This is a genomic window from Pelomonas sp. BJYL3 (assembly GCF_027257975.1).
Classification (GTDB): Bacteria; Pseudomonadota; Gammaproteobacteria; order Burkholderiales; family Burkholderiaceae_C; genus Roseateles_B; species Roseateles_B flavus.
In genome coordinates, this window is sequence record NZ_JANZKX010000001.1 from 71,873 (window position 1) to 97,554 (window position 25,682).

24 protein-coding genes are annotated in these 25,682 nt (G+C 68.9%); 15 read left to right on the forward strand and 9 right to left on the reverse strand.

The window, feature by feature from the left end; all coding sequences use genetic code 11:
• Nucleotides 1-96 precede the first annotated feature (96 nt).
• The gene (locus tag O9Y01_RS00330) at nucleotides 97-1,884 is read left to right on the forward strand and encodes a GGDEF domain-containing protein (RefSeq protein WP_269629510.1); all 1,788 of its coding nucleotides are present in this window, start codon (nucleotides 97-99) and stop codon (nucleotides 1,882-1,884) included.
• A gap of 11 nt (nucleotides 1,885-1,895) precedes the next feature.
• Here O9Y01_RS00330 and hemW read toward each other — a convergent pair whose 3' ends face one another.
• Genes hemW through O9Y01_RS00355 form a run of 5 tightly spaced genes read right to left on the reverse strand, consistent with a single transcriptional unit; the run spans nucleotide 1,896 to nucleotide 6,416 of the window.
• Nucleotides 1,896-3,116 (reverse strand): radical SAM family heme chaperone HemW, encoded by a 1,221-nt coding sequence (gene hemW / locus O9Y01_RS00335; RefSeq protein WP_269629511.1) that lies wholly within the window; start codon nucleotides 3,114-3,116, stop codon nucleotides 1,896-1,898.
• 43 nt (nucleotides 3,117-3,159) lie between these two features.
• Nucleotides 3,160-3,774 (reverse strand): RdgB/HAM1 family non-canonical purine NTP pyrophosphatase, encoded by a 615-nt coding sequence (gene rdgB, locus O9Y01_RS00340; protein ID WP_269629512.1) that lies wholly within the window; start codon nucleotides 3,772-3,774, stop codon nucleotides 3,160-3,162.
• A gap of 22 nt (nucleotides 3,775-3,796) precedes the next feature.
• The gene (gene rph, locus O9Y01_RS00345; protein WP_269629513.1) at nucleotides 3,797-4,531 is read right to left on the reverse strand and encodes a ribonuclease PH; all 735 of its coding nucleotides are present in this window, start codon (nucleotides 4,529-4,531) and stop codon (nucleotides 3,797-3,799) included.
• An 11-nt stretch (nucleotides 4,532-4,542) separates the two neighbouring features.
• On the reverse strand, nucleotides 4,543-5,451 hold the full coding sequence (locus tag O9Y01_RS00350) for a PP2C family protein-serine/threonine phosphatase (RefSeq protein WP_183102785.1): 909 nt from the start codon (nucleotides 5,449-5,451) through the stop codon (nucleotides 4,543-4,545).
• On the reverse strand, nucleotides 5,448-6,416 hold the full coding sequence (locus O9Y01_RS00355) for a serine/threonine protein kinase (RefSeq protein ID WP_183102784.1): 969 nt from the start codon (nucleotides 6,414-6,416) through the stop codon (nucleotides 5,448-5,450). The genes O9Y01_RS00350 and O9Y01_RS00355 overlap by 4 nt, the downstream gene beginning before the upstream one ends.
• A 31-nt stretch (nucleotides 6,417-6,447) precedes the next feature.
• On the opposite strand from O9Y01_RS00355, the gene O9Y01_RS00360 reads away from it, so the two are divergent.
• The 14 genes from O9Y01_RS00360 (at nucleotide 6,448) to O9Y01_RS00425 (ending at nucleotide 21,234) form a co-directional block, all read left to right on the forward strand.
• Nucleotides 6,448-7,359, forward strand: coding sequence for a YicC/YloC family endoribonuclease (locus O9Y01_RS00360; RefSeq protein ID WP_269629514.1), 912 nt, complete (start codon nucleotides 6,448-6,450; stop codon nucleotides 7,357-7,359).
• Nucleotides 7,360-7,638: 279 nt separating this feature from the next.
• The gene (locus tag O9Y01_RS00365; protein WP_269629515.1) at nucleotides 7,639-7,902 is read left to right on the forward strand and encodes an acyl carrier protein; all 264 of its coding nucleotides are present in this window, start codon (nucleotides 7,639-7,641) and stop codon (nucleotides 7,900-7,902) included.
• Nucleotides 7,895-8,950, forward strand: coding sequence for a 3-oxoacyl-[acyl-carrier-protein] synthase III C-terminal domain-containing protein (locus O9Y01_RS00370; RefSeq protein WP_269629517.1), 1,056 nt, complete (start codon nucleotides 7,895-7,897; stop codon nucleotides 8,948-8,950). Before O9Y01_RS00365 ends, O9Y01_RS00370 begins: the two co-directional genes overlap by 8 nt.
• A complete protein-coding gene (locus O9Y01_RS00375) occupies nucleotides 8,937-9,881 on the forward strand; it encodes a 3-oxoacyl-ACP synthase III family protein (protein ID WP_269629518.1) in 945 nt (314 codons plus the stop codon). Before O9Y01_RS00370 ends, O9Y01_RS00375 begins: the two co-directional genes overlap by 14 nt.
• Nucleotides 9,882-9,900: 19 nt before the next feature.
• Nucleotides 9,901-11,319: an MATE family efflux transporter gene (locus O9Y01_RS00380; RefSeq protein WP_269629519.1), complete on the forward strand. Its 1,419-nt coding sequence runs from the start codon at nucleotides 9,901-9,903 to the stop codon at nucleotides 11,317-11,319.
• Nucleotides 11,303-12,892 carry an acyl-CoA ligase (AMP-forming), exosortase A system-associated gene (locus tag O9Y01_RS00385; RefSeq protein ID WP_269629520.1) on the forward strand — a complete coding sequence of 530 codons (1,590 nt, stop codon included), beginning with the start codon at nucleotides 11,303-11,305 and terminating at the stop codon, nucleotides 12,890-12,892. The genes O9Y01_RS00380 and O9Y01_RS00385 overlap by 17 nt, the downstream gene beginning before the upstream one ends.
• Nucleotides 12,889-14,103, forward strand: a complete 1,215-nt coding sequence (locus O9Y01_RS00390; protein ID WP_269629521.1) for a pyridoxal-dependent decarboxylase, exosortase A system-associated — start codon at nucleotides 12,889-12,891, stop codon at nucleotides 14,101-14,103. Before O9Y01_RS00385 ends, O9Y01_RS00390 begins: the two co-directional genes overlap by 4 nt.
• Nucleotides 14,104-14,122: 19 nt before the next feature.
• Nucleotides 14,123-15,262, forward strand: coding sequence for an acyl-CoA dehydrogenase family protein (locus O9Y01_RS00395; RefSeq protein ID WP_269629522.1), 1,140 nt, complete (start codon nucleotides 14,123-14,125; stop codon nucleotides 15,260-15,262).
• The gene (locus O9Y01_RS00400) at nucleotides 15,259-15,786 is read left to right on the forward strand and encodes a GNAT family N-acetyltransferase (RefSeq protein ID WP_269629523.1); all 528 of its coding nucleotides are present in this window, start codon (nucleotides 15,259-15,261) and stop codon (nucleotides 15,784-15,786) included. The genes O9Y01_RS00395 and O9Y01_RS00400 overlap by 4 nt, the downstream gene beginning before the upstream one ends.
• Before the next feature lie 43 nt (nucleotides 15,787-15,829).
• Complete coding sequence (locus tag O9Y01_RS00405) at nucleotides 15,830-16,870, forward strand: hypothetical protein (protein ID WP_269629524.1); 1,041 nt, start codon at nucleotides 15,830-15,832, stop codon at nucleotides 16,868-16,870.
• Nucleotides 16,867-17,850 carry a hypothetical protein gene (locus tag O9Y01_RS00410; protein ID WP_269629525.1) on the forward strand — a complete coding sequence of 328 codons (984 nt, stop codon included), beginning with the start codon at nucleotides 16,867-16,869 and terminating at the stop codon, nucleotides 17,848-17,850. The genes O9Y01_RS00405 and O9Y01_RS00410 overlap by 4 nt, the downstream gene beginning before the upstream one ends.
• A 185-nt stretch (nucleotides 17,851-18,035) precedes the next feature.
• Nucleotides 18,036-18,764, forward strand: a complete 729-nt coding sequence (locus O9Y01_RS00415) for a LuxR family transcriptional regulator (RefSeq protein ID WP_269629526.1) — start codon at nucleotides 18,036-18,038, stop codon at nucleotides 18,762-18,764.
• A 613-nt stretch (nucleotides 18,765-19,377) separates the two neighbouring features.
• On the forward strand, nucleotides 19,378-20,016 hold the full coding sequence (locus O9Y01_RS00420) for an acyl-homoserine-lactone synthase (RefSeq protein WP_269629528.1): 639 nt from the start codon (nucleotides 19,378-19,380) through the stop codon (nucleotides 20,014-20,016).
• Nucleotides 20,017-20,031: 15 nt separating this feature from the next.
• Complete coding sequence (locus O9Y01_RS00425; protein ID WP_269629529.1) at nucleotides 20,032-21,234, forward strand: acyl-CoA dehydrogenase family protein; 1,203 nt, start codon at nucleotides 20,032-20,034, stop codon at nucleotides 21,232-21,234.
• A 370-nt stretch (nucleotides 21,235-21,604) separates the two neighbouring features.
• Here the strand turns inward: O9Y01_RS00425 and O9Y01_RS00430 are convergent, their stop codons facing one another.
• From O9Y01_RS00430 to O9Y01_RS00445, 4 genes are all read right to left on the reverse strand, one after another.
• On the reverse strand, nucleotides 21,605-22,393 hold the full coding sequence (locus O9Y01_RS00430) for a FadR/GntR family transcriptional regulator (protein WP_269629530.1): 789 nt from the start codon (nucleotides 22,391-22,393) through the stop codon (nucleotides 21,605-21,607).
• A gap of 125 nt (nucleotides 22,394-22,518) precedes the next feature.
• The gene (locus O9Y01_RS00435; protein ID WP_269629531.1) at nucleotides 22,519-23,064 is read right to left on the reverse strand and encodes an amino acid synthesis family protein; all 546 of its coding nucleotides are present in this window, start codon (nucleotides 23,062-23,064) and stop codon (nucleotides 22,519-22,521) included.
• On the reverse strand, nucleotides 23,061-24,473 hold the full coding sequence (locus O9Y01_RS00440; RefSeq protein WP_269629532.1) for an amidase family protein: 1,413 nt from the start codon (nucleotides 24,471-24,473) through the stop codon (nucleotides 23,061-23,063). Before O9Y01_RS00440 ends, O9Y01_RS00435 begins: the two co-directional genes overlap by 4 nt.
• Nucleotides 24,473-25,657: an ABC transporter substrate-binding protein gene (locus O9Y01_RS00445; RefSeq protein ID WP_269629533.1), complete on the reverse strand. Its 1,185-nt coding sequence runs from the start codon at nucleotides 25,655-25,657 to the stop codon at nucleotides 24,473-24,475. The genes O9Y01_RS00440 and O9Y01_RS00445 overlap by 1 nt, the downstream gene beginning before the upstream one ends.
• Nucleotides 25,658-25,682: the final 25 nt, after the last annotated feature.

The window sequence follows — 25,682 nt, forward strand, 5'->3', positions numbered from 1 at the left end:
GTCTCGACTGCGGACTTGTTCACGGTCTGAGGCGATTCGTATCAGCTGGGGATCAGGGTCGTCACGCTGTCATCGAGGGCGTCCACAGTGGCGTCCATGTCCCTGGCCTTCTCCGTTCCCGATACCCTTTGCGCCCCGGTCAGCGTTCGCGCCCTGATCGACACCGAGCAGCTGCGCACCGTCTTCCAGCCCATCGCCGCCCTGGACTGCAGCAGCATCCATGGCCACGAGGCACTGGTCCGCGGACCGGCGGGCAGCCCGCTTGAGTTTCCTGACGCCCTCTTCGAAGCCGGTCGCCGCGAAGGCCTCAGCGTCGAGCTGGAGGTCCGCTGCGCCATGCTGGCCATGCGCGACTGGGCGCAGGCCCGGCTACCCGGCAAGCTCTTCATCAACATCTCTGCCTCGGCCCTGTGCATGGCGCTCAGCGAGCAGAACTGGCAGCGCGGCCTGGGGCTGTGCGAGCGCTACGGCATCACGCCCTCGGACGTGGTCGTGGAGCTGACCGAGCACGAGCGCGTGAGCGACATCGACAGCCTGCGCCGCGGCCTGGTGCGCCTGCGGCGCCTGGGCGTGGGCATCGCGCTGGATGATTTCGGCGACGGGCGCTCCAGCCTGCGGCTGTGGTCGGAGATCCAGCCCAATCTCGTCAAGATCGACAAGTACTTCACCCAGCACCTGCCGGCGCACGCCGAGAAGCTGCAGACCTTCCGCGCCCTGCTGCAGCTGGCCGAGACCTTCGGCGCGCAGCTGGTGGCGGAAGGCATCGAGCAGCCCGAGGAGCTTCGCGTGCTGCGCGACCTGGGCGTCTCCTATGGCCAGGGCTGGTTGCTGGGACGACCCAGCGACGGCGGTGCGCGCGAGCTGCTGCCCGCCGCCCGTGCGGTGCTGGCCAGCGCCGACATCGCCGTGCTGCCCGAGCTGCGCCGCGCTGGCGGACCGGGCATCACGGCGGAGAGCCTGGCCCAGCAGGCGCCCGCGCTGCCACAGTCGACCACGCATGAGCAGCTCTACCGCTTCTTCAACGAGCAGGAAGGCCTGCAGGCCGTGGCCGTGCTGGATGCGCAGGAGCAGCCGGTGGCCCTGGTGGACCGCAGCCAGTTCCTGAACCGCTGGGCCAAGCCCTTCTTCAACGACCTCTACGGCCGCCACGCCTGCACGCTCTTCGCCAACACCTCGCCGCTAGTCGTCGACGCACAGACCGGCCTGGATGCCCTCACACGCGTGCTGACCTCGGCCGACCAGCGCTACCTGCGCGAGGGCTTCATCATCACCCGCGAGGGCCGCTACCTCGGCCTGGGCACGGGCGAGCAGCTGGTGCGCTCGGTGACCGAGGCCCGCATCGAGGCCGCGCGTCATGCCAATCCGCTGACCTTCCTGCCTGGCAATATCCCCATCAGCCAGCACATCGGCCGCCTGCTGGCCAGCGGCCGCAGCTTCGTCGCGGCCTATGCCGACCTCAACCACTTCAAGCCCTACAACGACCTCTACGGCTACTGGCGCGGCGACGAGATGATCCGCCTGGCGGCCCGCGTCATGAGCAGCCACTGCGACAGCCAGCGAGACTTCCTGGGCCACGTGGGTGGGGACGACTTCGTCATCCTGTTCCAGAGCGACGACTGGGAGGCGCGCTGCGAGCAGATCTGCTCCCGCTTCAACGAGCTGGCCCGCGGCCTCTTCGACGCCGAGGCCCTGGCGGCCGGCGGCATCATGGCCGAGGACCGCCATGGCAATCTGCGCTTCCATCCCTGCACCACGCTGAGCCTGGGCGTGGTGTGCATCAGCCCCGGCCTCCTGCACCGGGCGGAGGACGTTGCCAGCGCCGCCGCCAACGCCAAGAGGCATGCCAAGCATGCGCAGCAGAGCGTCTACGTGATGGCCGCCTGAGCGAGCCGCAGTCAGGCGGCCAGGAACAGTTCCTGGAGATCGCTAAGGAAGTCGAAGCCCCGCGGCGTGGCGCAGATGCGGGCGGGATCGGCCAGCAGCAGACCCTTCTCGCGGCCCGCCGCCATGGCGCGCGCAATGCTCGAGGGCGGCAGGCCGGTGCGCTCCAGGTACTGCTGCAGGCCCACGCCGTCCTTCAGGCGCAGGGCGTTGAGCATGAACTCGAAGGGCAGCTCAGTCCGCTTGACCTCATGTTCGTTGGAGACGGCCTTGCCGGCCAGTGCCTCGCGCTGATAGGCCGCCGGCTCGCGCCAGCGCACCTGGCGCAGCACCCGGTGCGGGAAAGACAGCTTGCTGTGCGCCCCGGCGCCGATGCCGAGATAGTCACCGAACTGCCAGTAGTTGAGGTTGTGGGCGCAGCGATGCCCCTCGCGCGCATAGGCCGAGACTTCGTAGCGCTCCAGGCCCTGGATGCCGGTGCGGGCGGTGATCAGGTCCAGCATGTCGCTGGCCAGGTCGGCATCGGGCACGGGCGGCGGCTCGACGGCGAAGCGCGTGTTGGGCTCGATGGTCAGGTGGTAGACCGAGAGGTGCGGCGGCCGGAAGGCCAGGGCCTGGCTCAGGTCCTGATCCAGCTCGGCCAGGGTCTGGTCCGGCAGCGCGTACATCAGGTCGATGTTGAAGGTCTCGAAGACCTCGGCGGCCTCGGCCACCGCGGTGCGGGACTGTGCCCCATCATGCACGCGGCCCAGGCGCTTGAGCTTGGCGTCGTCGAAGCTCTGCACGCCGATGGACAGGCGCGTCACCCCGGCCTCGCGGAAACCGCGGAAGCGGTCCTTCTCGAAGGTGCCGGGATTGGCCTCCAGCGTGATCTCGCAGCCGGGCTCGAGCGGCAGACGGGCGCGGATGTCCGACAGCAGCTCGGCGATCTGCTCGGGTGCGAAGAGGCTGGGCGTGCCGCCGCCGATGAAGAGGCTCACCACCGGCCGGCCCCAGATCAGGGGCAGCGCGGCTTCAAGGTCGGCCCGCAGCGCGGCCAGGTAGGCGCGCGCGGTGTCCACCGGCAGGGTGGCGCTGCCACCGGCTTCGGCGCGCCATTCGTGCGAGTTGAAATCGCAGTAGGGGCACTTGCGCAGGCACCAGGGCAGGTGGACGTACAGCGAGAGCGGCGGCAGGGCCGGCAGGTTCAAGGTGCCGGGGCGCATCAGCTCGGCCAGCCGATCGGGATGGGACATGGTCAGACTCCTGGCGCCGCCCAGCGGCCGGCGTCCATCACATTCAAGACAGCTGCCAGACCTCGCGGAACTGCTGCAGCAGGCTGGCGGAGGCCAGCGCGCGGTGGCTCAGGCGGTTCTTGGTGTCGGCGTCCAGCTGGGCCACGGACTGGCCCAGTGCCGGGATGAACATCAGGGGATCGTAGCCAAAACCGCCCTCGCCCGCGGCCTCGCGGCGGATCTCGCCGTTCCAGCGGCCCATGGCGACCAGGGGCTCTGGGTCATCGGCGCTGCGCACGGCCACGAGGGCACAGACGAAGCGCGCGCTGAAGGGCGCGGCATGCCCGCCCAGGGCCAGCTGCTCCAGCAGGACGCGGTTGTTGTCAGCATCGCTCTTGGGCTGACCGAAGAGCGTGGCATAGCGGGCCGACAGCACGCCGGGCGCGCCGCCCAGGGCGTCGACGCTGAGGCCGGAATCGTCCGCCAGGGCCGGCAGACCGCTGGCCGCCGCGGCATGGCGAGCCTTGGCCAGGGCGTTCTCGACGAAGGTGTGATGCGGCTCCTCCGCCTCGGGAATGCCCAGCTCGCCCTGCGTGACGAGGGTCAGGCCAAGGGGCTGGAACAGCGCCTGCAGTTCCTTCAGCTTCTTGGCGTTGTTGGAGGCCAGCACCAGCTTCATGATCGATTCCTCGCGAGCGGGCTCACGCCAGGCCCAGTGCCTGGCGCTGGGCGGCGAGCAGATCGCGGATGCCCTTGTCGGCCAGGTCCATCAGCGCATTCATCTCGGCGCGGCTGAAGGCGGCGCCCTCGGCCGTGCCCTGCAGTTCGACGAAGCCGCCGCTGCCGGTCATGACCACGTTCATGTCGGTGTCGCAGGCCGAATCCTCGGTGTACTCGAGGTCCAGCAGGGGCGTGCCCTCGACGATGCCCACCGAGATGGCCGCCACGGCGTCCTTGATGGGCGAGCGCGAGATCTTGCTCTGGGCCAGCAGCCAGCTGACGGCATCATGCGCGGCCACGTAGGCGCCAGTGATGGCGGCGGTGCGGGTACCACCGTCGGCCTGGATCACGTCGCAGTCCAGGTGGATGGTGCGCTCGCCCAGGGCGGCCAGGTCAAAGACGCAACGCAGCGAGCGGCCGATCAGGCGCTGGATCTCCTGCGTGCGACCACTCTGCTTGCCGCGGGCCGCCTCACGGTCGCCACGGGTGTGGGTGGCGCGGGGCAGCATGCCGTATTCGGCAGTGACCCAGCCTTCGCCCGAGCCCTTCTTGTGCGGGGGCACGCGCTCCTCGACGGAGGCGGTGCACAGCACCTTGGTGTTGCCGAACTCGATCAGCACGGCACCTTCGGCGTAGCGGGTGTAGTGGCGGGTGATGCGCACAGGGCGCAGGGCATCCGCGGCGCGCTCTTCGGCGCGTCGGAACGTCGCAGTCATGGGGAAACCTTTCAGGCTTGTTTCTTGCCGGCGCGGCGGATCGCTTCCTGGATCTCGCGCACGCTGTTCTCGATCTCGGCTTCGCTCAGCTCGGCACCAGCCTCGCCGCGTGCCTGGATGGTGGAGGCGAAGGAGTCTTCGTCCAGCCCTTCGGTGGAGATGGAATCCAGGGCTTCCTGTTCCTCGTCACCTTCCCATTCGACGGCCAGCGCGGTGACGTTGTCACAGCGGGCGCCGCCATTGCGCAGGGCCTGCTCGACCAGCTCCGGCACGGCATCGGAAATGATGCGGGCAGAGAGGCACTGGGCGATGCTGGTGTCGGCCACGGTGCTCCACAAGCCGTCGGAGCACAGCAGGATGCGGTCGCCCGCTTCCAGGGGGATGGGGCCGCAGATGTCCACCATGGGCTTGCCGGGGCTGCCCAGGCAGGTGAAGAGCACGTTGCGGTTGAAGCGCTCCGAGCCTTGCGCCGCATGGCGGCCCAGGGCCTCCTGGAGCTCGCTGTAGGAATGGTCGCGGGTGCGGGCCATCAGCTCGCCGTTGCGCAGCATGTAGAGGCGCGAATCGCCGCAATGGGCCCAGTAGGCCACGCCACGCTGCATGGCACAGACCACGATGGTGGTGCGCGGCGTGTCCGGCAGGCCCTTTTCCTGGCTGTAGCGCAGCAGCTGCTGGTGGGCGATCTGCACCGCGTCGTCCAGGAACTGGGTGGGATTCTTCAGCACGGGCTGGGCCTCGCGCTGGAACATGCTGGCCACGGTGACCAGGGCCATCTGTGCCGCCACCTCGCCCTCGGGGTGCCCGCCCATGCCGTCTGCCAGCACGAAAAGGCCCGCGTCGCGGGTGTAGCAATAGCCCATGCGGTCTTCGTTCTTCTCGCGACCGCCGCGGCGACTCACCTGGTAGACGCCGAACTTCACGCCTTGGCTCCGGTCTTCAGGTTCTCCAGTTGAAGCTTGAGGCGCTCGCTGAAGCTCAGCTTCGTGTAGCGCCGCTCGGTTTCACGAGCCAACTCCTTCTGCAACGCAAAGACGCTTTGCGGGCGGGACAGGGGGTCCAGAGACATGCACCATTCGGTGACTTCGATGAGATTGTCCGAATACACGTTGCGCAGGCGCGAGAGGCTGAGGCTGAGTCGGTCTTTTTCCAGACGCTGGGGGGCGTCGTTGGGCGGATAGCCCTGCATGCAGGCGTAGATGCAGGCGCCGATGGCGTAGATGTCGGTCCAGGGACCCAGGGAACCGTCCCGGCGGTACATCTCCGGCGCAGCAAAGCCCGGGGTGTACATGGGCCGGATGAAGTTGCCTTCCTTGGACAGCACTTCGCGGGCCGCGCCGAAATCCAGCAGCACGGCCTTGTTGTCATTGGTGATGAAGATGTTCGCCGGCTTGATGTCCAGGTGCAGCATCTTGTGCTGGTGCACGATGCGCAGGCCCTTGAGGATCTCGTCGAACAGCGAGCGGATGGTGGATTCCCGGAAGACCTTGTCCCGCTTCAGGTCCCGGGCGGTCACGATGAAGTCCTGCAGGGTGTCCCCCTGCAGGTAGTTCATGACCATGTAGACGGTCTCGTTCTCGCGCAGGAAGTTCAGCACCGAAACCACGCTCGGATGCGAAATCTGCGCCAGCGAGCGCCCTTCCTCGAAGAAGCTGCGCAGGCCAAGGCGGTACAGGGGCTGCTTCTCAGGCTTGACGCGCGGCGTCAACTCGCCGGGCGAACGCTCGGCCAGAGAGGCAGGCAGGTACTCCTTGACGGCAACGAGGTGGTGGTCAGGATCTTCAGCGAGATAGACCACGCCGAAGCCGCCTGCTGCCAGTTTCTTGACGATCTGGTAGCCCCCGACCACGGTTCCCGCAGGCAAAGGGGCCGGTTTCGGCTTTGACATAATCGAGTTTTGCTTGCTCCACCGATAGCTCATGCCAGTTTACAGCATGACGGGTTACGCCAGCGCCTGTGCGCAACCCGTCCCACACCCCGAAACCGGCGTCCAATCCGCTGCCAGCGTGAGCGTGGAGGCCCGATCCGTCAATGGGCGTTTCCTCGATCTCAGCTTCCGCATGCCAGAAGACCTGCGCGGTCTTGAACCCGCATTGCGTGACATCGTCGGGCAACACATCAAGCGCGGCAAGATCGAGATTCGTATCAACACGCAACGAGATGCTGACAGTGGCTGGCCCCAACCGCAGCCCGAGCAGCTCAACCGCCTGTCCCGGCTGGAGGGCACGGTGCAGGCCTGGCTGCCCAAGGCCCAGGGCCTGACGGTGCATGAAGCCCTGCAATGGTGCCGCGGCGGCACGCCCAGCGAGAAGCTGGACGAAGCCACCATCGACGCCGCCCGCCGCTGCCTGCTGGGCCTGGTGGAGGCCCGGGAGCGCGAGGGCGAGAAGCTGGTCGCCATCCTGATGGAGCGCATCGGCGCCCTGCGCCAGCTGGCCGACCAGGCCGAGCCCCTGGTACCGGCCGTGGTGCAACGCCAGCAGCAGCGATTCCTGGAACGCTGGCAGGAAGCCCTGGCCAGCACCGGCGCAGCCCAGACCATTCCGGAAGAGGCTCTGCGCGAGCGGGCCCTCAACGAGGCCGCGGCCTACGCCATCCGCATCGACGTGGCCGAGGAGCTGGCCCGCCTGCGCGCTCACCTGGACGAAATCAGCCGCCTGTTGAAGAAGGGCGGCGAGCTGGGCAAGCGTCTGGACTTCCTGATCCAGGAGCTGCACCGCGAGGCCAACACGCTGGGCTCGAAGTCCGCCGCACTGGAACTGACCAATGTGTCGGTGGAAATGAAGGTCGCCATCGAGCAGATGCGCGAGCAAGTGCAGAACATCGAGTAAGGCCGGGCCCGCCGCCACGCGGGCCGTCCATTGCCATCCTGGGAAGGACGGCAATGGACGCTGACTTTTAACGTTAGCAAACCACCCCCCCTCTCGCACGCCCTGTCCGGACGAGCGCCCGCAGATGGCGCGCAAGACCTGACCCTGTGACATCCGTTCACACCGTCGCCCCTCTCAGCTTGGAGAGGTTACGCACCACCAGACGCATTCCTAGACTGGCCCTGCCATATGCAGCAATGAGCGCATGGCGTCAACAGTCATCCATAGGAGAAACGTCTGATGAGCACGACCACCACTGAAATCAGCCAAACCTTGAAGGCATGCCTGAGCGGCCTGGCACAGGGCGGCTCCGAAGTCGATCTGGTGAACGAGGACACCAATCTGTTCGACGTGGGCATCGACTCGATGAACATGACCGAGCTGGTGCTGCGCATCGAGGAACGCTTCGGTCTGATGCTGATGCCCGAGGAGCTGTCGGCGGACCTCTTCACGCGCTACAGCCGCCTGGTGGACTTCGTCCAGCGGAAGCTGACCCATGAATGAGATCGGCATCGTCGCCTCCTCGGCCTACGTGCCGGCGGCCAGCCGCGGTCTCGTGCAGTTGCTGGCTGAAAGGCAGCCGCACGCCGAAGGCCGGACGGCTCGCTTCCTGCAGGCCTGCTTCGAGGAGAACCTGCGCATGCATGGCATCGCAAGAACGGCGCTGGACGCCGCGCAGGCCGGGCATGACGCGCCGACCCTGCAGGAAGTGACCGGCATGGTGGCCGTGGCCAGCGAGCCGGCCCTCGAGGCCTCCGAGCTGCTGCTGCGGGTGACGCGGGACCTGCTGCAGCCTGCCGGGGAGGCGACGGTGCCACCTGTGTCGACCTTTCTGGTCTGCCACACCTGTCTGGAGAACGACGTCACGATCTCGGCCGCCTGCCGGCTGCAGTCCGAGCTGCAACAGGGTCACGTGCCCTTTGCCATCGGGCAGCTGCAGGGGGCGACCTTCCTGATGGCCCTGTCCCTGGCCGCCGACCTGATGGCCACGAGCACGGACGACAGGATCGTCGTCGCCGCAGCCGAGCGCTGGTCCTGGCCCTACACGCGAGTGATCGGGCACACCACGCTGCTGGGCGACGGCGCCGGCGCGGTGCTGCTGGAACGCGGCTGCACACGGGGATGGATGCTGCGCGCCGTCCGCGTGCAGACGCCACCGCCCACGGCCGAGGTCTACCGCCACATCGTCCAGGGCCAGCCGCTGCCACTGAACCTGGACGGCCTGTGCGCCCTGATCCTGGACACCCTGCGCGAAGCGGGCTGCAGCCCCCGGGACATCGCCATCCTCGTGCCTCACCAGCTCAGCCGCCACCTCGCCGACTGCGTGCGCCGCCGCTGCGGACTGCACAAGGCCTGGTGCGGACCGGCCGACATCCTGGACGGCGGCTATCTCTGCGCGGCAGAGGTGCCGGTGCGCATGCACAGGCTGCTGCAGCAAGCCGTCGCCCATCCAGGCGATCGCATGCTGCTGTGGGGACTGGGTTTCGAAGGTGCGCTGGCCTGCGCGGTTCTCGAGTATGTGGATCAAGGAGTGAGCCATGGGAATCACTGAGACCTTGCCCGCCATCGGCATCCCCGACATTGCCTGCTACCTCCCGGAGCGCAGGGTGTCGGTCGAGGAATGGGGGCAGCGCACCGGGCAGTCCGAGCAGCGCATCCAGGCCATGCTGGCCAATGGCGTCCGCTGCTTCCATGACGCGATGTCGCAGTCACCCGTGGGCATGGGCATCAAGGCAGTGCGACTGCTGATGACCAAGGCCCACATCGCGCCGCGCAGCGTGGACCTGCTGATCTACACCCACACGGTGCAGAGCAGCATCGCGCCGCCGCCCACCAGCACCGCGGGGCACATCCAGGCCTCCTGCGGGCTGCAGAACGCACTGAGCTTCTCCATCGCGCAGCAGAACTGCGTGTCGCCCATGCTGGCGGTGCGCATCGCACGCCAGATGATGGCGCGGCACGAACACATCCAGCGCGCCATCATCGTGTCCGTGGACCTGATGGGCACGACTGCGGACACCATCCGCGGCATCCTGGACCTCTCGCTGCACAGCGATGGCGCCAGTGCCTTCCTGGTCGAGCGCGAGGCGCCCCGCAACCAGGTGCTGGGCTACCACTTCTTCACCGACGGCCGCTTCTTCCGCGGCACCGACGAGAACCACAACCTGGTGCCGGACGAGAAGTACCACTGGTCCTGCTTCGCCACCATGCGCTCGGCGCTGCAGCAGGCCGGCCTGCGGCCCGCCGACCTCACACGCATCCTGCCCAACCACGTGAACATGGAGGGCTGGCGACTGGTCCTGTCCATGCTGCGCCTGCCGCCCGAGCGGCTCTTCACCGACAACTTCGCTCGCATCGGCCACGTGTTCGGCTGCGATCCCTTCATCAACTTCCTGCACGAGCGCAAGACGTCGGGCGGTCACTACCTGCTGTTCAGCAGTGGGCTGGCCGGCTGCTTCGGCGCCCTCGTCCTGAAGCACTGAACCTGAGGCAGGACACCCCATGCAACGATTTTCCTGGAAGGCCCAGGCGGGCCACATGCCCTGGTTTGACGAGGCGCGGACGGCCCTCTCCCTGAGCGCCCACCTGCTGCTCGGGCAGGTCGCCCTGATGCTGATGCCCTTGATGGACCTCTTCACGGTGGCGCCGCTGGGCTCGTCCGCACTCGCGGCGGTGGGCCTGCTCAACAGCTTCACCGCCCTGCTGCTGCTGTTCTGCTTCGGCGTGATGCAGGCCATTGCCCCGCTGACGGGCGCTGCACTGGCACGGACCGATGGCCGGCAGGGGGCGCGGCAGATCCTGTCCCAGGGGCTGCTGCTCGCCTCCGTCATGGGCCTGGCGGCCGCCATGGCCACCCAGCTCTTCGCCTTTGCCGTGCCGTGGCTCGGGCAGGCCCCTGCGGTCGTGCAGGCCTTGCGCAGCTATGCGGACACACTGGCCCCGGCCCTGCTCCCTGCCGCCTGGCTCACCGCCTGGCGGGTGGCCTATCCGCTGCTGGGACAGGCGCGGCTCCTGGCCCTCACCCTGATCGCCTGCTCTTTGCTGCATGGCCTCGCCAACCGCCTGCTGGTCCACGGTCTGGGCGAGCTGGACGGCTTGGGGCTCGCGGGCCTGGGATGGAGCTACCTGCTGAGCTACGGCCTCGCCGCCCTCTGTTTCGCCTGGCAGGACGGACGGACGGCGCGGGCCGCACCGGCCCCGCCGCCCCCCCCGCCGGACACGGCCGCACCGGCCTGGATTCCCCGGCTGCTGGCCATCGGCCTGCCCATCGGCGCGGTCATGGCCATCGAGTACACGCTATTCACCGGCGCCACCCTGCTGATGGGCCGTCACGGCGGACAGGCACTGGCCGCCCATGCCATCGCACTGCAGTGGGTGACCCTGGCCTTCATCGTCCCGCTGGCCATGTCCAACACGGTGCTCACCCGCCTGTCCCTGGCCCTGGGCCGCACGGACGCCGACGAGGTGCGGCGCGTGGTCGGCGTGTCCTGCGGCATCGCGCTGGCCTTCCATGTGGCCATCGCCCTGGTCTATGTGCTGATGCCGACGCCGCTGGCCGGCTGGCTGCTGCCGGCGGGCCACCAGGACCGCGAGGCCCTGCTCGACATCGCAACGCCCCTGCTGCAGCTGGCCGCCCTGCTGCAGGCCTTCAACGGCATGGCCGTCGTCTTCGCCGCCGTGCTGCGGGCCTGCCGGGACACCCGTGCCCCACTGCTGCAGGTCTTCGCCGGCTACTGGATCGCCGGACTCGGCAGCGCCTGGCTGCTGGGCGAGGTGCTGGGCCCGGTCGGCATCTGGCTGGGCATGTGCCTGGGCTTCGGCCTGACCATCGTTCTCCTGCTGCGTCGCGTGCGCCAGCGACTGCTCAACCTGTCTGACATCTTCCCCCAACCGGAGGTAGCTCATGCGCAATCTCGTTGAACTCATCTGCAATAGTGCCGCGCGCACACCGACGGCGGAGGCGCTGGTCGACGGCGAACGCCGGACCGACTACGCCACGCTGCGCAACCGGGTCCTGGCTGGCGCTGCCGGGCTCCGCGCCCGCGGCCTGGCACGCGGCGAACGCGTCGGCCTGCTCCTGGACAAGCGCCAGGAGACCGTCGAGGCCTTCTTCGCGATCACCGCGGCCGGCGGTGTCTGCGTGCCCATCAATCCCCTGCTGAAGGCGGACCAGGTCGCGCACATCCTGAGGGACAGCGGCGCGCGTGGCCTCGTCAGCTCGGCCACGCGGGTGTCCCTGCTGGCCGCCGACAGGCCCGCGCTGCCCGAGCTGCGCGAGGTCTTCCTCGTCGACCAGGTCCGCAGCACGCCCGTGACCCTGGGGCAGGCCGCCACGGTGCGCTGGTCCGTTCTGCTGGACCATGCCCCCTGCGATCCGGGCGACAGCGGCACCATCGACAGCGACCTCGCCGCCATTCTCTACACCTCGGGTTCCACCGGCATGCCCAAGGGCGTCATGCTGACCCACCACAACCTCCTGGAGGGTGCCTGGAGCGTGGCCCACTACCTGGGCAACGGCCCGACGGACCGCATCCTGTCGGTGCTGCCGCTGAGTTTCGACGCCGGCCTGAGCCAGCTCACCACGGCCTTCCATGCGGGTGCCGCCGTGGTGCTGCTCAACTACATCGCGCCAGGTGACGTGGTCCAGCTGTGCGAGCGTGAGCGCATCACCGGCATCACGGCGGTGCCGCCGCTGTGGATCCAGCTCTGCGGCGCCTCCTGGCCCGCGGCAGCAACACGCCACCTGCGCTACTTCGCCAACACCGGCGGGCGCATGCCCCGCCCCGTGCTGGAGCGCCTCCGCGCCCTCTTCCCGCAAGCCAGCCCGTTCCTGATGTACGGGCTGACCGAGGCCTTCCGCTCGACCTACCTGGACCCCGCGGAAGCCGCACGGCGCCCGGATTCCATCGGCAAGGCCGTGCCCAATGCGCGCATCCTGGTCGTCAGGCCCGACGGCAGCCCCTGCGCTGCCAACGAGGTCGGCGAGCTGGTCCACGTGGGCGCCTTCGTGACCAAGGGCTACTGGCGCGACCCGGAGCGAACGGCCCTGCGCTTTCGCCCGTCTCCCGAGCCGCGCCCCTACCCGGAGCTGCCGCCCGAAACGGCGGTGTGGTCGGGTGACCTGGTGCGCCGCGATGCCGAGGGCTTTCTCTACTTCGTCGGACGCAACGACGGCCTGATCAAGACCTCCGGCTACCGCGTCAGTCCCGAAGAGGTCGAGGAGGCCGTGCTGGCCAGCGGCCTGGTGGGCGAGGTGGTGGCCCTGGGCCTGCCCGACGAGCGCCTGGGCCAGGTCATCGCGCTGGTCGTGGCGCCGGTGCCCGGCCTGGCGGCCGATCCCGAGGCCATCCTCGCGCACTGCAAGCAGCGCCTCCCGCCCTACATGGTGCCGCACGCGGTGCATGTGCGAGAGGCCATCGCCCGCAACCCCAATGGCAAGTTTGATCGCACAGGCCTGCTGCACGAGTACAGCAGCGGCAAGGAGTCGGCATGAGCATCTTTGAAAGTTACAAGGCCCCCCAGGGCGTCCTCGAGATCGGGGGCCTGCCCCTGCCACGACTGGCCGAACGGGCCGGTCAGACGCCCTTCTTCGTCTACGACCGCAGCAAGCTTGGCGAGCGCGTGGCCCTGCTGCGCCAGATGCTGGCGCCGGAGCTGCGCATCCACTACTCGATCAAGGCCAACCCCATGCCGGCCCTGGTCCAGCACATGGCCTCGCTGGTCGACGGCTTCGACGTGGCCTCGGCCGGCGAGATGCGCATGGCCCTGGACGCCGGCATGCCGGCCCGGCATGTCTCGATGGCGGGGCCGGGCAAGTCCTCGCAGGACCTGCGCGGTGCCGTGGGCGCGGGGGTGACCGTCACGCTCGAATCGGCCCACCAGCTGGAGGCCGTGGAGCGCATCGGCCGGGAGCTGGGCGTGCGGCCGCGCGTGGGCCTGCGCATCAATCCGGACTTCCAGCCGCGCAGCAGCGGCATGCGCATGGGCGGCGGGCCCCGCCAGTTCGGGGTCGATGTCGAGCAGGCGCCCGCGCTGTTGAAGGTCATCGCCGAGCGTGACCTCGACTTCGTCGGCTTCCACGTCTTCTGGGGCTCGCAGTGCCTGGACCCCGGCACGGTGATCGCCGCCCAGCGCCACGTCGCCGAGCTGGTCATGCGCCTGGCCGACCTGGCCGGCGACAGCCTGGAGTTCGTCAACATGGGCGGCGGCTTCGGCATCCCCTACTTCGACAACGAGCGCCCGCTGGACATCGGCGCCGTGGGCGCGGCCATGCAGGAATGGCTGACGCCCCTGCGCCGGCGCCTGGCCGGCACGCGGCTGATCCTGGAGTTCGGGCGCTACCTGGTGGGCGAGGCCGGCCTCTATGTGTGCCGGGTGCTGGACAAGAAAGTCTCGCGCGGCGAGACCTTCCTGATCACCGACGGCGGCCTGCACCACCAGCTGGCGGCGTCTGGCAACTTCGGCCAGGTCCTGCGCCGCAACTACCCGGTGGCCATCGGCAACCGCATGGACAGCGGGCAGACCGAGACCTGCCATGTGGTGGGCTGCCTGTGCACCCCGCTGGACCGGCTGGCCGACAACGTGGAGCTGCCGGCCGCCGAGATCGGCGACCTGTTCGTGGTGGCCCAGTCCGGCGCCTACGGCCGCAGCGCCAGCCCGAGCGCCTTCCTGAGCCATCCCCTGCCTGTCGAGATCCTGGTGTAGCGCCAGACAAGGAGCTGACATGTCGATTCACACCGAACCCCAGACGGCGTCCCAGTCTGCCGGGCCCTTCTCCCTCAGCATCAGCGAGGACCAGCGCCAGATGCTGGAACCGGTGCGGCGCTTCGCCCGCGAACGCCTGCAGCCGCTGCTCAACGAGGCGGCCACCGAGGTGCGTCGTCAGGAGGCCCGGCAGACCGCGCAGCAGCTGGGCCTGGCCAGCGCGATGTTGTCCGAACGCCAGGGCGGCCTGGGCATCCAGCCCTTCGAGCTGTGCCTGCTGCTCGAGGAGCTCGCCAGCGGCCCCCTGGGGCTGGCGGCCGAGCTGACCATCTCACTGCCTGCCCTGGCCCTCAGCCGCGACCATGAATGGCTATGCCGCCTGCTGCCCCAGGACAGCGAAGCCCTGCTCGCCGGCCAGCGGGCCCTGCCGCTGGCCGTGGCGGCCCCATCGCCCAAGCCCACCTTTGCTCTGTTGCCGCGACAAGCCGCGGGCCTGCTGGTGCTGGCGCCGGATGGGGACGGGCGCTGGCGCCTTCGTTGGCTGGACGAAGTGGCCCTGCACGATCTGGTGCCGCCCAGCGCCGAGGCGCAGGTGAGCGAGGGGCTGCGCCTGGTCCGCCTGCCGCCGGCCGGCGAGATCCACGGCACCGGCTTCAGCGCCACGCTGCCGGCCGGCGCCTGCCAGTCCATCCTGGTCTGGCAGGGGCTGTGGCTGGCGGGGCTCCTGGCCGGCGCCGCCCGCGCCGCCACCGCCTTCGCCTTCAGCTACGCCCAGACGCGGGTCGCCTTCCAGCGCCCCATCATCCACCACCAGGCTGTGGCCCTGAAGCTGGCGGACATGGCCATCGCCACGGACGCCCTGCGCCTGCAGGTCTGGGACGTCGCGACCCGCCTCGCCCGGCCCGACCGCCTGCCAGCGGGGCACTTTGCCGCGATGGCCCGGCAGGTGATGGGCGCCAGCCTGGAGATCCACCGGCATGCCGTGCAGGTCTGTGGCGGCCATGGCTATGTCGAGGGCTTCCCGCCGGCGCGCCGCTTCCAGAATGCGCGGGTGCTGGGTCTCATGCTGATGGAACTGGCACAGGCCAGCGCCCAGGAAGAGGCGGCATTCGAGGAGGCCCGCGGCGATGCGGGCGTCAACCGCAGGGTCCTTGTGTGAACGCCCCCGCGCGCTTCTTCATGCGCAGCCCCGGGCCGGAGGACCTGGACCGGGTGCATGGCTGGATGGCGGACCCGGACGTCCACGGCTGGTTCGACTTCGGCCTGGGCCGCCAGCAGGTCAGCACGGTCGCGCTGACCATGATGGCCCGCAGCCCCCAGTACTGCATGAGGGTCTTCGGTGAACAGGGGACCGACGCCCCCCTGGGCATCGTGGTGCTCAGCGAGGTGCAGCACCCCTTCGGTACCGCCCATTTCTGGGTGGTCCGGGACCGCCGGCGCTCCGCCTACCCGGGCATCACGGCGGACGCCAGCCGGGCTCTGCTGCATGAGGGCTTCGATCAGCTCGGCCGATGCGCCATCAATGCCTGGGTCGTGGAAAGCAATGAACGCTCCCTGCGTCTCCTGCAAGCCGTGGGCTTCCAGATCTATGGCGTGCAGCAGGCATGCCACCGGCTGGGCGGGCGTCTCCTGGGCCGCGTGCACCTGGAGCTGCTGCCCCAATGGTTTTACCGACAGTCCTAGAGATTCGCCAGCGTGGGTTTCTCGTGCATTCGAAGGAGTTGTGATGAGTGAGTTGTGGCGATGCACCGTGACAGGCAGCAGCCTCTGCCTGCCCCATACCCGATCCTGGTTCCACGGCCTGCGGGCGCAGCAGCGGACCCCCAGCAGCCTGTACCTGACGGAACCGGGCAGCGAGTACAACCTGCCCTTCGGTCGCTGGGGCGACCCGCCCTTCCCCCAGGTGGAAGCGATGTACACCCCGGCCCCCGTGCTGCTGCACATGGCCGAGCCCGGCGTCAGCGCCTCGGACCTGGCCCTGGTCGCCGCACGCGCCGTGGTCGCGGAGCAGGGCAAGACCTGGCACGGCAAGAACAGGACCATCGACATCCTCATCTACTGCCACAGCACCTCCAACGAGGACATCGCCGATGCCATCGGCGGACGCCTGCAGTACGAGCTGGGCCTCACGACGCCGCTGGTGTTCTGCCTCTCGCAGAACCTGTGCAGTGCGCTGATGGCCCTGCGCCTGGCCACGGCCCTGCTGCAGGAGGAGCCCGGCCTGCAGCGCGCCCTCATCGTGGCCTCGGAGAAGTGGATCCACCCCTTCGTGCGCAGCTTCGGGCAGGCAGCGGTCTTCGAGGACGGCGCGGCGGCCGTGCTGATTGAGCGGGCCGGCGGCCAGGGCTGGCAGCTCGGCGAGATCCATCACGTCAATGCGCCCGATGCCCCCTCGCCCTTCGACAGCACCGTGCCGGCCATGCTGCGCCTGATGAGCGAGCAGGCACCGCGAGCCATCCGCAGCCTGCTGGAGGCCGAGGGCGTGGCCCCGGCCGATCTCGCCTTCGTCGCCCAGCCCACCCTGGACGCCACCCTGTGCGCCCAGGTGCTGAGGGATGCCGGGCTGGAGCATCTGCGCCTGCGCCCGCACGGGGAGCGCCGCGGCCACCTGGCCTCGGCCGAGGCCCTGGCCAATCTGCATGAGCTGCGGCATGCCGGGACGGCGCAGCGGGGGCAGATGGGCCTGCTATGGGGCGTGGGGCTGCAGGGTGAAGCCGCGTGCTGCCTGCTCAGGCCGGCGCAGGCCGAGATGGAGGAGCAACGATGAGCGCGCCGCGTACCCCCTTCGGCATCGAGGCCGCCAGCCACTATCTGCCATCACGTGTCTCGGTGGAAGACTGGGCACGGGCTCATGGTGTCCCCGACGAGACGCTGCAGGTCCTGCATGACAACGGCATGCGCTACTTCCACCATGCCGGCGAGGCCACGGTAGAGCAGCTGGCCTCCCGGGCCCTGGACACGCTCTTCGAGCAGCACGCGATCGACCCGGCCTCGGTGGACCTGCTGGTCTATGTGCACTCGCTGCCCAGCAGCATGCCTGCCCCGCCCTCGAGCCTGCCGGCCCGGCTGGCCACCACCTTCGGCCTGCGGCAGGCCCGCAGCTTCGCCCTGACCGGCCAGAACTGCGCCAGCCTCCTGGCCGCCCTGCGCGTCATGCGCAGCCTCTTCCTGGCCGAGCCGCAGCTCAACCGGGTGCTGCTGGTCAGTGCCGATCGGGCCTGCGGCGAGCGCTACCGCGAAGTCGGCGCCTTCTCCTTCGAAAGCGACGGCGCCTGCGCCCTGCTGCTGTCCCGCCACCATCCCTTCAACAGGCCGCTGGCCTTTGCGGGGCATGTGGACGGCCGGCATCACGGCGGCTTCCGGCGGCCGCAGGCCCGCACCCACGAGTACCGGGCGCTCTACGGCCTGGTCGCCCATCGCCTGATCAGCCGCACGGCACAGGCCAGCCAGCTGGCCCTGGAGGACTTCCGCCACCTGCTGCCCGTCAACCTGGACCGGCATGTGTTCGAGCGGCTGGCGGCCAGCCTGCATATGCCGGTGGACTGGGTATTCACGGCGAATATTGCCGAGCATGGCCACGTCATGTGCTGCGACGTGGTCATCAATCTGCTGGACCTGTGGGACCGGCATGCCTTGGACGCCCGGGAGAACCTGCTCTTCTTCATGTCAGGCAACAACGGTTCATTTGCCACCATGGCGCTTGGCAACTGTCAATCCTTTCACGAGGGTCGACCCATGAACAAGTGACATGAAGTGCTAGCCTCACGGCCGTGAGCTTGCACGCTGCACGAAGCGTTTGATTCTCGATGTGTAGGCGCGGCCAGACTGCGCCCCGAAGACCATCGATGCGCTACTCACCGGAGGGCTTGCGAGCGCGTACGGGAATCGTCGGAAGAACGACCCGCCCGCTCGAGGTGTTGTGGGAGTTTCTGATGCGCGAATTCATCGAGGACGCCGGCCAGGCTGACAGCCTTCCCGTGCTCCTGGCATCGTTCGAACGGGCGGTCCGCCGCCTCGACTTCGAGCACTATTCCTTCTCCTGTTGGGAGGCCAAGGGTGGCTCCGGCGCCTCGCCGGCGGGCGAGCATCGCATCCTGGCGCAGAACTATCCGTCCCCCTGGGTGGACCGCTACCGGGATCGCGACTATTTCAGCAAGGACCCCGTCATCCGCCATGCGCGCGGCACGGTCAAGCCCTTCCAGTGGAGCGACCTGACCGTGCAGGGCAGCCGCGAAGAGGCGGTGCTGCAGGAAGCCCTCGCCGCCGGGCTGCGCGAGGGCATGGCCGTGCCCATCCATGAACCCTGGGGACGGATCTACCTGACGACCCTGGCCACCCGGCGGGCCGCGTCCTCGGCCAGGATCGACGCGGAGCAGCTGAGGACCCAGGCCCACATGCTGGCCGTCATCTTCCATGCCCGCTATGCGGCGCTGGGCGGGCTGCAGTCCCGGGACCGGCTCGTCGGCCTGACACCGCGGGAAAGCGAGTGCCTGACCTGGGTGGCCCAGGGCAAGTCGTCCTGGGACATCGGGCAGCTGATGGCGGTGTCCGAGCACACGGTCAACTTCCATCTGAAGAATGCCATGCGCAAGTTCGATACCGCCAGCCGGGTGACGGCAGCGGTCCGCGCGGCCAGCCTGGGCCTGATCCACCTGCCCTGAGCCCATCACCGGCGCTGTGCAGCGCGCAGCGCCGGACAACCGTGCGGCAACGCGGGCCCTCGTGCCAGGCGCAGACGCCTCACGCCCTGCCCGCTCGCACCGATCACCGGCCGCCTGGCTGCAGGGCCCCGACTGCGTCCACAGCCACCGAGGCAGGCTTGCGCCCCCCGGCATGGAGCCTGGGGTCAGGTCTTGCCAGCCATGCCTTCGACCCCAGCACTGGCCGGGGCGTCGAACCCCCTGTCGATGACAGCAGCCCCGCACCGCCAAGGCCCTGAGGGCTCGCTGACGTGACGCTGCGCCCTGCCTCGCAGGGGCGCGCCGAGCGAAGCGGGCGCCTCTGCCGCGCCTGCTGCCCTCCGTCATCGTCGATGGCCTCGATGCCTCACCCGATGCGTTACCCGATGCCTAGCCGCCGGCCCTTGCAATCGCCTTGCAATCGCCTTGCAAGTCCCTGCTCTCAGACAGCTTCGTGCATGCGTCGCCATGCCTGTTTCACGCTGGAGCCCAGGCGCGCCGGGCATCGCCTGCGTTCAAGCTCTCTGACTGGGTAGGTGCCTGGCCAGGCTCGATGTTCCTAGCATCCCACGCATGCCAACGGGAGGAGCCCTCCATGATCGAAGTCCATCCATCCCTGCCCGCCGATTCGCCCGTGGCGCAGGAGCTCTACCACTTCCGCTACCGTGTCTTCGTCCAGCATGCCGGCTGGGAATTGCCCTGCCAAAAGCAACAGGAGCGCGACCAGTTCGACACGCCAGGCGCCGTCCATCTGGTCAGCCGTGCGGCCAATGGCCGCATCGCGGGGCTGCTGCGCCTGCTGCCCACGACGGCGCCCTACATGATCGAGAAGCTCTGGCCCGATCTGCTGGCGCCCTATCCGGCGCCGCGCTCCCCACAGATCTGGGAGGTCACGCGACTGGGCACGGACCCCGAGCTGGGCCTGCTCGAGCGCGGCCAGACTGTCGCCGAGCTGGTCACCGCCTGCCTCGAGTACGGCCTGGACCATGGCATCCAGCAGATGCTGGCCGTGATGAGCGAGGACCACGCACGCCGTGTCGTCATGGGCATGGGATGGCGCTACGAGCGCTGCGGTCCCACGCGCCTGCTGGGCGGCTCGCCCGTCATCGCCCTGCGCCTCAGGCTCAGCGAGGACGCGCTGGCCCGCGTACGCCAGCGCACCCGCCTGACGGCTCGACTGTGCCCCCAAGCCCATTCGTCGCGGGCCCTGCCCGCCCTTGCCCTGCCTGCCTGAGAAAGGACCCTCTCCATGAACCTGAGTACCGACTTGCAACTCGAACAGCTGCAGCAGCGGCTGCATGACATGGGCCTGTCCACGCAGGACCTCTGCAGCGCCATGCGGCAGCACGCCGCCGCCGTCGATGAAACGGGCGACATCCCATCCGGATTCTGGAAGCAGGTCTCCGTGCGGGCCTTGAACCTCAACCTCGTGCCCCCCGAGCACGGCGGCGACGAGGGGCTGTGGCCCCTCATGCAGCGCGTGCTGCTGATGGAGCAGCTGGGCCACGCTGACCCGGCGCTGGCACTGGCCCTGCCCGGGCCCGGCCTGTCCACGCCGCCCTTGCTGGCGCTGGCCTCGCAGGAGCAGCAGCGCGAGCTGTTCAGCCGATTCCAGAGCGACGTGCCCGTCTGGGGAGGCTTCGCCATCACGGAGCCGGACATCGGTTCCGACGCCACGGCCCTGCGCACCAGCGCCCGGGCCTGCAGCGAGGGCTATGTGCTGAACGGCACCAAGTGCTTCATCACCAATGGGGCGCGAGCCGACTTTGTGGTCACCTTCGCCACCCTGGACAAGGGTCGGGGTCGCTTCGGCGTGCGGGCCTTTGCCGTCGACCGCCGGACGCCCGGCTTCCAGGTCGTACGCCTGGAGAAGATGCTGGGGCTGCGGGGCAGCCAGCTGGCCGTGCTGTCCTACGCCGACTGCCTGGTGCCGCACGAGAGCCTGCTGCAGCGCGGGGACGAAAGCCGGCTGCATGACGCCTTCTCCGGCGCGCAGAGCTCCTGGGACTATTTCCGGCCGGTGCTGTCCTCGGTGATCGTCGGCAGCTGCGCCCGGGTGCGCGACGAGCTCGTGAGCTATCTGGAAGCCGCCAGACCGCAGTCCGCCCACTGGGGGCAGCAGCAGGTGGCCGCCATGCTCAGCAACATCAGCGGCAAGATCAGCGCGGCGCGCCTCCTGTGCCACAAGGCGGCATGGCGCCATGAGCAGGGCCTGCCGGTGTCCAAGGATTCGTCCATGGCCAAGGCCTATGCCTCGCGCATCGCCATGGAGATCGCGGAGACCGTGCTGCAGACCGTGGGGCTCGAAGGCCTGCACGAGCACCCCGTGTTCGAGCGCTTCTACCGCGACGCCAAGGCCTACGACATCCTGGAGGGCACCGGCGACATGCAGCGCCTGATGGTCGCGCGACTGCAGCAGCGTCAGAGCGTCGAGAACGGCATGCTGGCCTGAGCATGAGGCGCCCTGCCTGAGCGTCCAGACGGGGCGTCAAGCCGCGCGATCAAGCCCTACGCGAAGGCCGCAGCGGCAAGCGGACCGGACGGCTGCATGAAGGGATCTCACAAGCAGCCCGGATGAGAGGCCTGCCCGCGCAGGCCGCTTAGGTAGGCCGCTTAGGTAGGCCGCTTAGGTAGGCCGCTTAGGTAGGCCGCTTAAGCACACCGCTTAAGCAGACCGCTCAAGCGAGGCGAATCATCCAGGCGCGTCCAGTCGCGGCAGCCAAGTGTCGAGCGAGGCCCCGGGGCATGCCCTTCGAGACCCTTGGCCACGCCAAGGCTGCCATCAAGGCCGGAAGTGCGGCCGGCCCTCGGCCTGGACCAACTCAGCTCTTGGCCTGCCGGCGCAGCAGCAGCGAGGTATCCGCCGCCGTCGGCAAGCCGGCCCCCAGGCGCAGTTCCGAATCGAGCACCAGGCGGCTGCGCAGGCCGGCCTGCAGCAGGTCCAGATGCCGCTGGTTCTCGACGATATGCGCCAGCATCAGCTTGCGGACCTGGTCGGCATCCGCCTTGCGCACGGCGGCGAGGATCTTGCGGTGAGCCCGCCAGGCCGCCTCGCCCAGGCGCTGGTGTTCATCCTGCGTGGCGTGCAGAGAGGACACCACCATGGTCTCCAGCATGCGATTGATCAGCCTGCACTGGAAGCGCAGGAAGGGATTGGGGCAGGCCTCGGCCAGGATGTCGTGGAAGTGCAGGTCCTCGACGCGCTGCATGGCCGCCGGATGGGTGTTGTCCTGGCTCGGGTTGGAGATCTCGATGCTGCGCTCCAGGGCTTCGAGATCGGCGTCGCTGAGATGCGGCACGGCCAGCGCAGCCATCTCGGGCTCGAGCATGCGGCGCAGGGCGTAGATGTCCCCGATGGTGATGTCCTGGAAGAAGAGGTAGTTCTGCAGGAACTGGAAGGTCCGATCCAGGGTGACGCGCTCGATGGTAGCGCCACCGGCCGGCCCCGTGCTGAGCCGGATCAGGCCCTGGACCTCCAGCGCCTTCAGGGCTTCACGCATGGTGCCCCGGCTCACGCCGAACATCTCCTGCAGCTCGGCTTCCTTGGGAAGCTTCTCGCCCGGGTTCAGGTTCCGGCCGGTGATCCAGCGCTTGATTTCCTCAACGACCAAGTCCCCTCTTTTGAGGCCGCGCTGCGCAACCTGTTTCTTCGTCACCGCCGCTCCCGGCTGTTCTGGCTGCGAGCGATGATACCGTAGGCCCACCGGGCACCAGGGCGTGGCACAGCCTGCGTCCGCTAGGTCTGCGGTTGGATGCGGGCCAGCGGCCGCCCACCCTCCGACAGCACCAGGGCGACCACGATTTCCCGTGGCAGAGGGGCGTCCGCGATGGAGAAGCTGACGGCGTCGAAGTGGTCAAAGCTCCAGGGGTCCAGGATGTTGTGGACGGGCACGTCGAGGACGCAACCCGCTGCTGCGCGCTTCACGGTCGAGGGCATCACGGACAGGGCCTGCATCAGCCGCGCCCGCACGGCCTTGCCGAACAGCGGATGCAGCAGCGCTGCAGCGTGCTCCACTTCACCGGACGTTCCCACAATGGCCCCCTTGCCATAGGCCTCCACCATGGCGCGCTCCCCGCCCAGCAGCTGCAGCGCGGAGGCTGTCAACTGCTGGCCGAGGTCGCGGCCCAGCCCGTAGAGTGCCGACAGGTCCTCCTGCCAGCGACCGGCGTATTCGTTCTCCAGCACGGCAGCCGTGACTACGCGTCGCACCGGCCGGCCGACGCGATGCCCCTGCTCCTCCTGGATCTCTTCCACCTGGCTGAAGAATTTGCGAATCCTCATGTCGACGCCTCCTCGGCCAGCACCATGGGGGGTGCCGGAAATGCACCGCGGGCCTGTTCATAGCCCCGGCATACACGCAAGACCAGTCCATCGTGGAAGCGCGGCCCAATGACCTGCAGGCCGATGGGCAGCCCCTCCCGGCTCAGTCCGCAGGGCACGCTGGCCGCCGGCTGCTGGGTCTGGTTGCACCAGGAGGTCAGGGGCGGCGCCGTGCGCATGTCCGGCGGCAGGCCTGGCGTGGGCGGGGGCAGGCGATGGAAGCTGGGGCAGACCAGCACGTCGTAGCGTGCAAAGAAGGCATGCATGGCACTGGCCAGCTCCATGCGCGCCTGCAGGGCATCCATAAGCCGGACGGCACTCAGACGCCTTCCGCAGTCCGCCAGCTCCAGGATCTCGGGATCCATCAGCTGGCGCAGCGGCTCCGGTGTGTGACGCACCAACTGTTCTGAGCGCGCCATCCACAGGATCGTGTGCATCTCGCTCTTCATATAGCCCTGCAGGGGCTCCACCGCCTCCAGCCAGCTCACGCGGGCACCGAGTTGCTCCAGGAGGCGCGCCGCGCTGCAGGCGGCCGTGGTGATCTGGGGATCGACGTCGGCGATGCCCAGGGTCGCGCTGAAGGCCACGCGAAGCCCCTCCACGCCCCGATGGAGCCCGCGGCAGAAGTCCTCGACCGGACCGCCGAAGGACTGCCAGTCGGCCGGCCAGGGCCGGGCCATGGCCGTGAGCATGAGGGCCAGGTCTTGCACGCTGCGCGCCATGGGACCGACATTGGACAACTCACCGACGTTGTGGGGTTCCATGGTCGGCACCCTCTTGAAGGAGGGCTTGAGGCCGCAGACTCCGTTCCAGGCAGCGGGCACGCGGATGGAGCCCCCGCCGTCGGTGCCCACGGCCAGCGGACCCATGCGCGCGGCCAGCGCCGCCCCGGCCCCGCTGCTGCTGCCCCCGGCGCTCAGCGCCGGGTTCCAGGGATTGCGCGTCACACCGGTCAGGGGGCTGTCGCTGACGATCTTGTTGCCGAACTCGGTGGTGGTGGTCTTGCCGAAGATCACCGCTCCCGCCCGGCGCAGCAACTCGACGCAGGGCGCGTCGTGCTCGGCCAGATGCCCCGGAGGCAAGGTGCAGGAGCCGAACAGGGTGGACATGCCGCGGGTGGCCACCATGTCCTTGACCGAGACGGGCACGCCGTCCAGCGGTCCGCAGGGCGTGCCTTGCAGCCAGCGCCGTTCGGACGCCGCGGCGTCCTGCAGGGCGCCATCCTCGTCGATGACCCGGAAGGCATTGATGTGCGGATCCAGGCTGCGCACCTGCTCCAGCACGGCGCGCATCAGCTCCACGGGCGACAGCGCCTTGCCGCGATAGGCCAGGACCAGCTCGCTGGCCGACATTTCAAGGAGTTCGTTCATCATCCCGCCAGGCAGTGAACAGGAACCGTGGGGGTGGTATCCAGAAGCTGGAAGGTGCCATCCGCCCTCGCACGCGCGACCAGGGCCACGCCATTGAGATGCGAGCCGCCCGGGCCCAGCACCACGCGCCCGCGCGGTGCGTTGATCACGACACCGCTCACCGCCGCCTTGACCGACGAGGCATCCGCACGCCCCGTCTTGGCAACGGCCGCGGCGAACAGCTTGGCCCCCGTGTAGGTGCTCTCGCCGTGCGGCAGCATCACGACATGCCCGCCGACCCGCAGCGGCGTGGAGTCCGCGAACTGCCGCGTGTAGGCGTCCAGGAAGTGCTGGTTCTCGGGCGTGGGGACGCCCATGAAATAGGGCGACACCCCGACCGTACCGGCGGACGCCCCCTCGGTAGCCATGGCCAGCGACTCATGGGTGATGTCCGTGATCAGTTGCGGCTTCATGCCGAAGCTGTGGTACTGCTTGACAAAGCTGATGGGATCGTCCCCGATGCTGTGCCAGACCACATCGGGCGCCAGGCTCTGGATCTGCTGGAGAACCGGCCCGTAGTCCCGGGTGCCAAAGGGGAAGTAGCGGGTGCCGATCAGCTTGCCGCCGCTGGCCTCCACCGCGGCCTGGATCTGCGGCATCAGCACGCTGCGGTTGCTGCCGATGTCGGACACCAGGGCGAAGAAGGTCTTGCTGCCCTCCTTGGCCGCCCAGTCGATCAGGGGGTCGACGCGCTGGTTGCTGGCCAGCCCCGTGGTCAGGAGCAGCGGATGGCAGCGGCCTTCGTCGAAGTTGGGAAAGATCACCAGGCGCTGGACCCTCCCGGCCACCTGCAGGGCCGCCTCGCGCTCGAAGGGCAGGACCATGCCGGTGATCATGGCCACACCATCGCCGATCAGCAGCTTGCGTGCCTTGTCCAGGGCGACCTTGGCGGACATCTGGGTGTCCTCGGCGATGATCTTCAGCGGCTGCCCCATCAGGCCGCCGGCCGCGTTGATCTCGTCGACCGCCAGCTTCAGGCAGTTCCGGTTGGTCTCCGCGACACGCGCCAGAGGTCCGCTGAACGGGGCCAGCAGACCGATGCGCAGGGGCTCGGCCGCTCTGACGATGGCCGGAGCCCCGCCGCAAGCCAGGCCCGCAAGTGCGCCGCGCAGCAGGGTGCGGCGATGGATGTCTGCATTGATCATGAGGGGATCCTTTCCTTGCATGAGA

Excerpts from the sequence above, each read along its gene's own strand:
- O9Y01_RS00425 (WP_269629529.1), top strand. The coding sequence starts at position 20,032 with ATGAACCTGAGTACCGACTTGCAACTCGAACAGCTGCAGCAGCGGCTG.
- hemW (WP_269629511.1), bottom strand. The coding sequence starts at position 3,116 with ATGTCCCATCCCGATCGGCTGGCCGAGCTGATGCGCCCCGGCACCTTG.
- O9Y01_RS00445 (WP_269629533.1), bottom strand. The coding sequence starts at position 25,657 with ATGATCAATGCAGACATCCATCGCCGCACCCTGCTGCGCGGCGCACTT.
- O9Y01_RS00385 (WP_269629520.1), top strand. The coding sequence starts at position 11,303 with ATGCGCAATCTCGTTGAACTCATCTGCAATAGTGCCGCGCGCACACCG.
- O9Y01_RS00410 (WP_269629525.1), top strand. The coding sequence starts at position 16,867 with ATGAGCGCGCCGCGTACCCCCTTCGGCATCGAGGCCGCCAGCCACTAT.
- O9Y01_RS00390 (WP_269629521.1), top strand. The coding sequence starts at position 12,889 with ATGAGCATCTTTGAAAGTTACAAGGCCCCCCAGGGCGTCCTCGAGATC.
- O9Y01_RS00330 (WP_269629510.1), top strand. The coding sequence starts at position 97 with ATGTCCCTGGCCTTCTCCGTTCCCGATACCCTTTGCGCCCCGGTCAGC.
- O9Y01_RS00405 (WP_269629524.1), top strand. The coding sequence starts at position 15,830 with ATGAGTGAGTTGTGGCGATGCACCGTGACAGGCAGCAGCCTCTGCCTG.
- O9Y01_RS00375 (WP_269629518.1), top strand. The coding sequence starts at position 8,937 with ATGGGAATCACTGAGACCTTGCCCGCCATCGGCATCCCCGACATTGCC.
- O9Y01_RS00360 (WP_269629514.1), top strand. The coding sequence starts at position 6,448 with ATGCCAGTTTACAGCATGACGGGTTACGCCAGCGCCTGTGCGCAACCC.
- O9Y01_RS00365 (WP_269629515.1), top strand. The coding sequence starts at position 7,639 with ATGAGCACGACCACCACTGAAATCAGCCAAACCTTGAAGGCATGCCTG.
- O9Y01_RS00440 (WP_269629532.1), bottom strand. The coding sequence starts at position 24,473 with ATGAACGAACTCCTTGAAATGTCGGCCAGCGAGCTGGTCCTGGCCTAT.
- O9Y01_RS00370 (WP_269629517.1), top strand. The coding sequence starts at position 7,895 with ATGAATGAGATCGGCATCGTCGCCTCCTCGGCCTACGTGCCGGCGGCC.
- O9Y01_RS00395 (WP_269629522.1), top strand. The coding sequence starts at position 14,123 with ATGTCGATTCACACCGAACCCCAGACGGCGTCCCAGTCTGCCGGGCCC.
- O9Y01_RS00380 (WP_269629519.1), top strand. The coding sequence starts at position 9,901 with ATGCAACGATTTTCCTGGAAGGCCCAGGCGGGCCACATGCCCTGGTTT.
- rph (WP_269629513.1), bottom strand. The coding sequence starts at position 4,531 with ATGACTGCGACGTTCCGACGCGCCGAAGAGCGCGCCGCGGATGCCCTG.
- O9Y01_RS00415 (WP_269629526.1), top strand. The coding sequence starts at position 18,036 with ATGCGCGAATTCATCGAGGACGCCGGCCAGGCTGACAGCCTTCCCGTG.
- O9Y01_RS00355 (WP_183102784.1), bottom strand. The coding sequence starts at position 6,416 with ATGTCAAAGCCGAAACCGGCCCCTTTGCCTGCGGGAACCGTGGTCGGG.
- rdgB (WP_269629512.1), bottom strand. The coding sequence starts at position 3,774 with ATGAAGCTGGTGCTGGCCTCCAACAACGCCAAGAAGCTGAAGGAACTG.
- O9Y01_RS00420 (WP_269629528.1), top strand. The coding sequence starts at position 19,378 with ATGATCGAAGTCCATCCATCCCTGCCCGCCGATTCGCCCGTGGCGCAG.
- O9Y01_RS00435 (WP_269629531.1), bottom strand. The coding sequence starts at position 23,064 with ATGAGGATTCGCAAATTCTTCAGCCAGGTGGAAGAGATCCAGGAGGAG.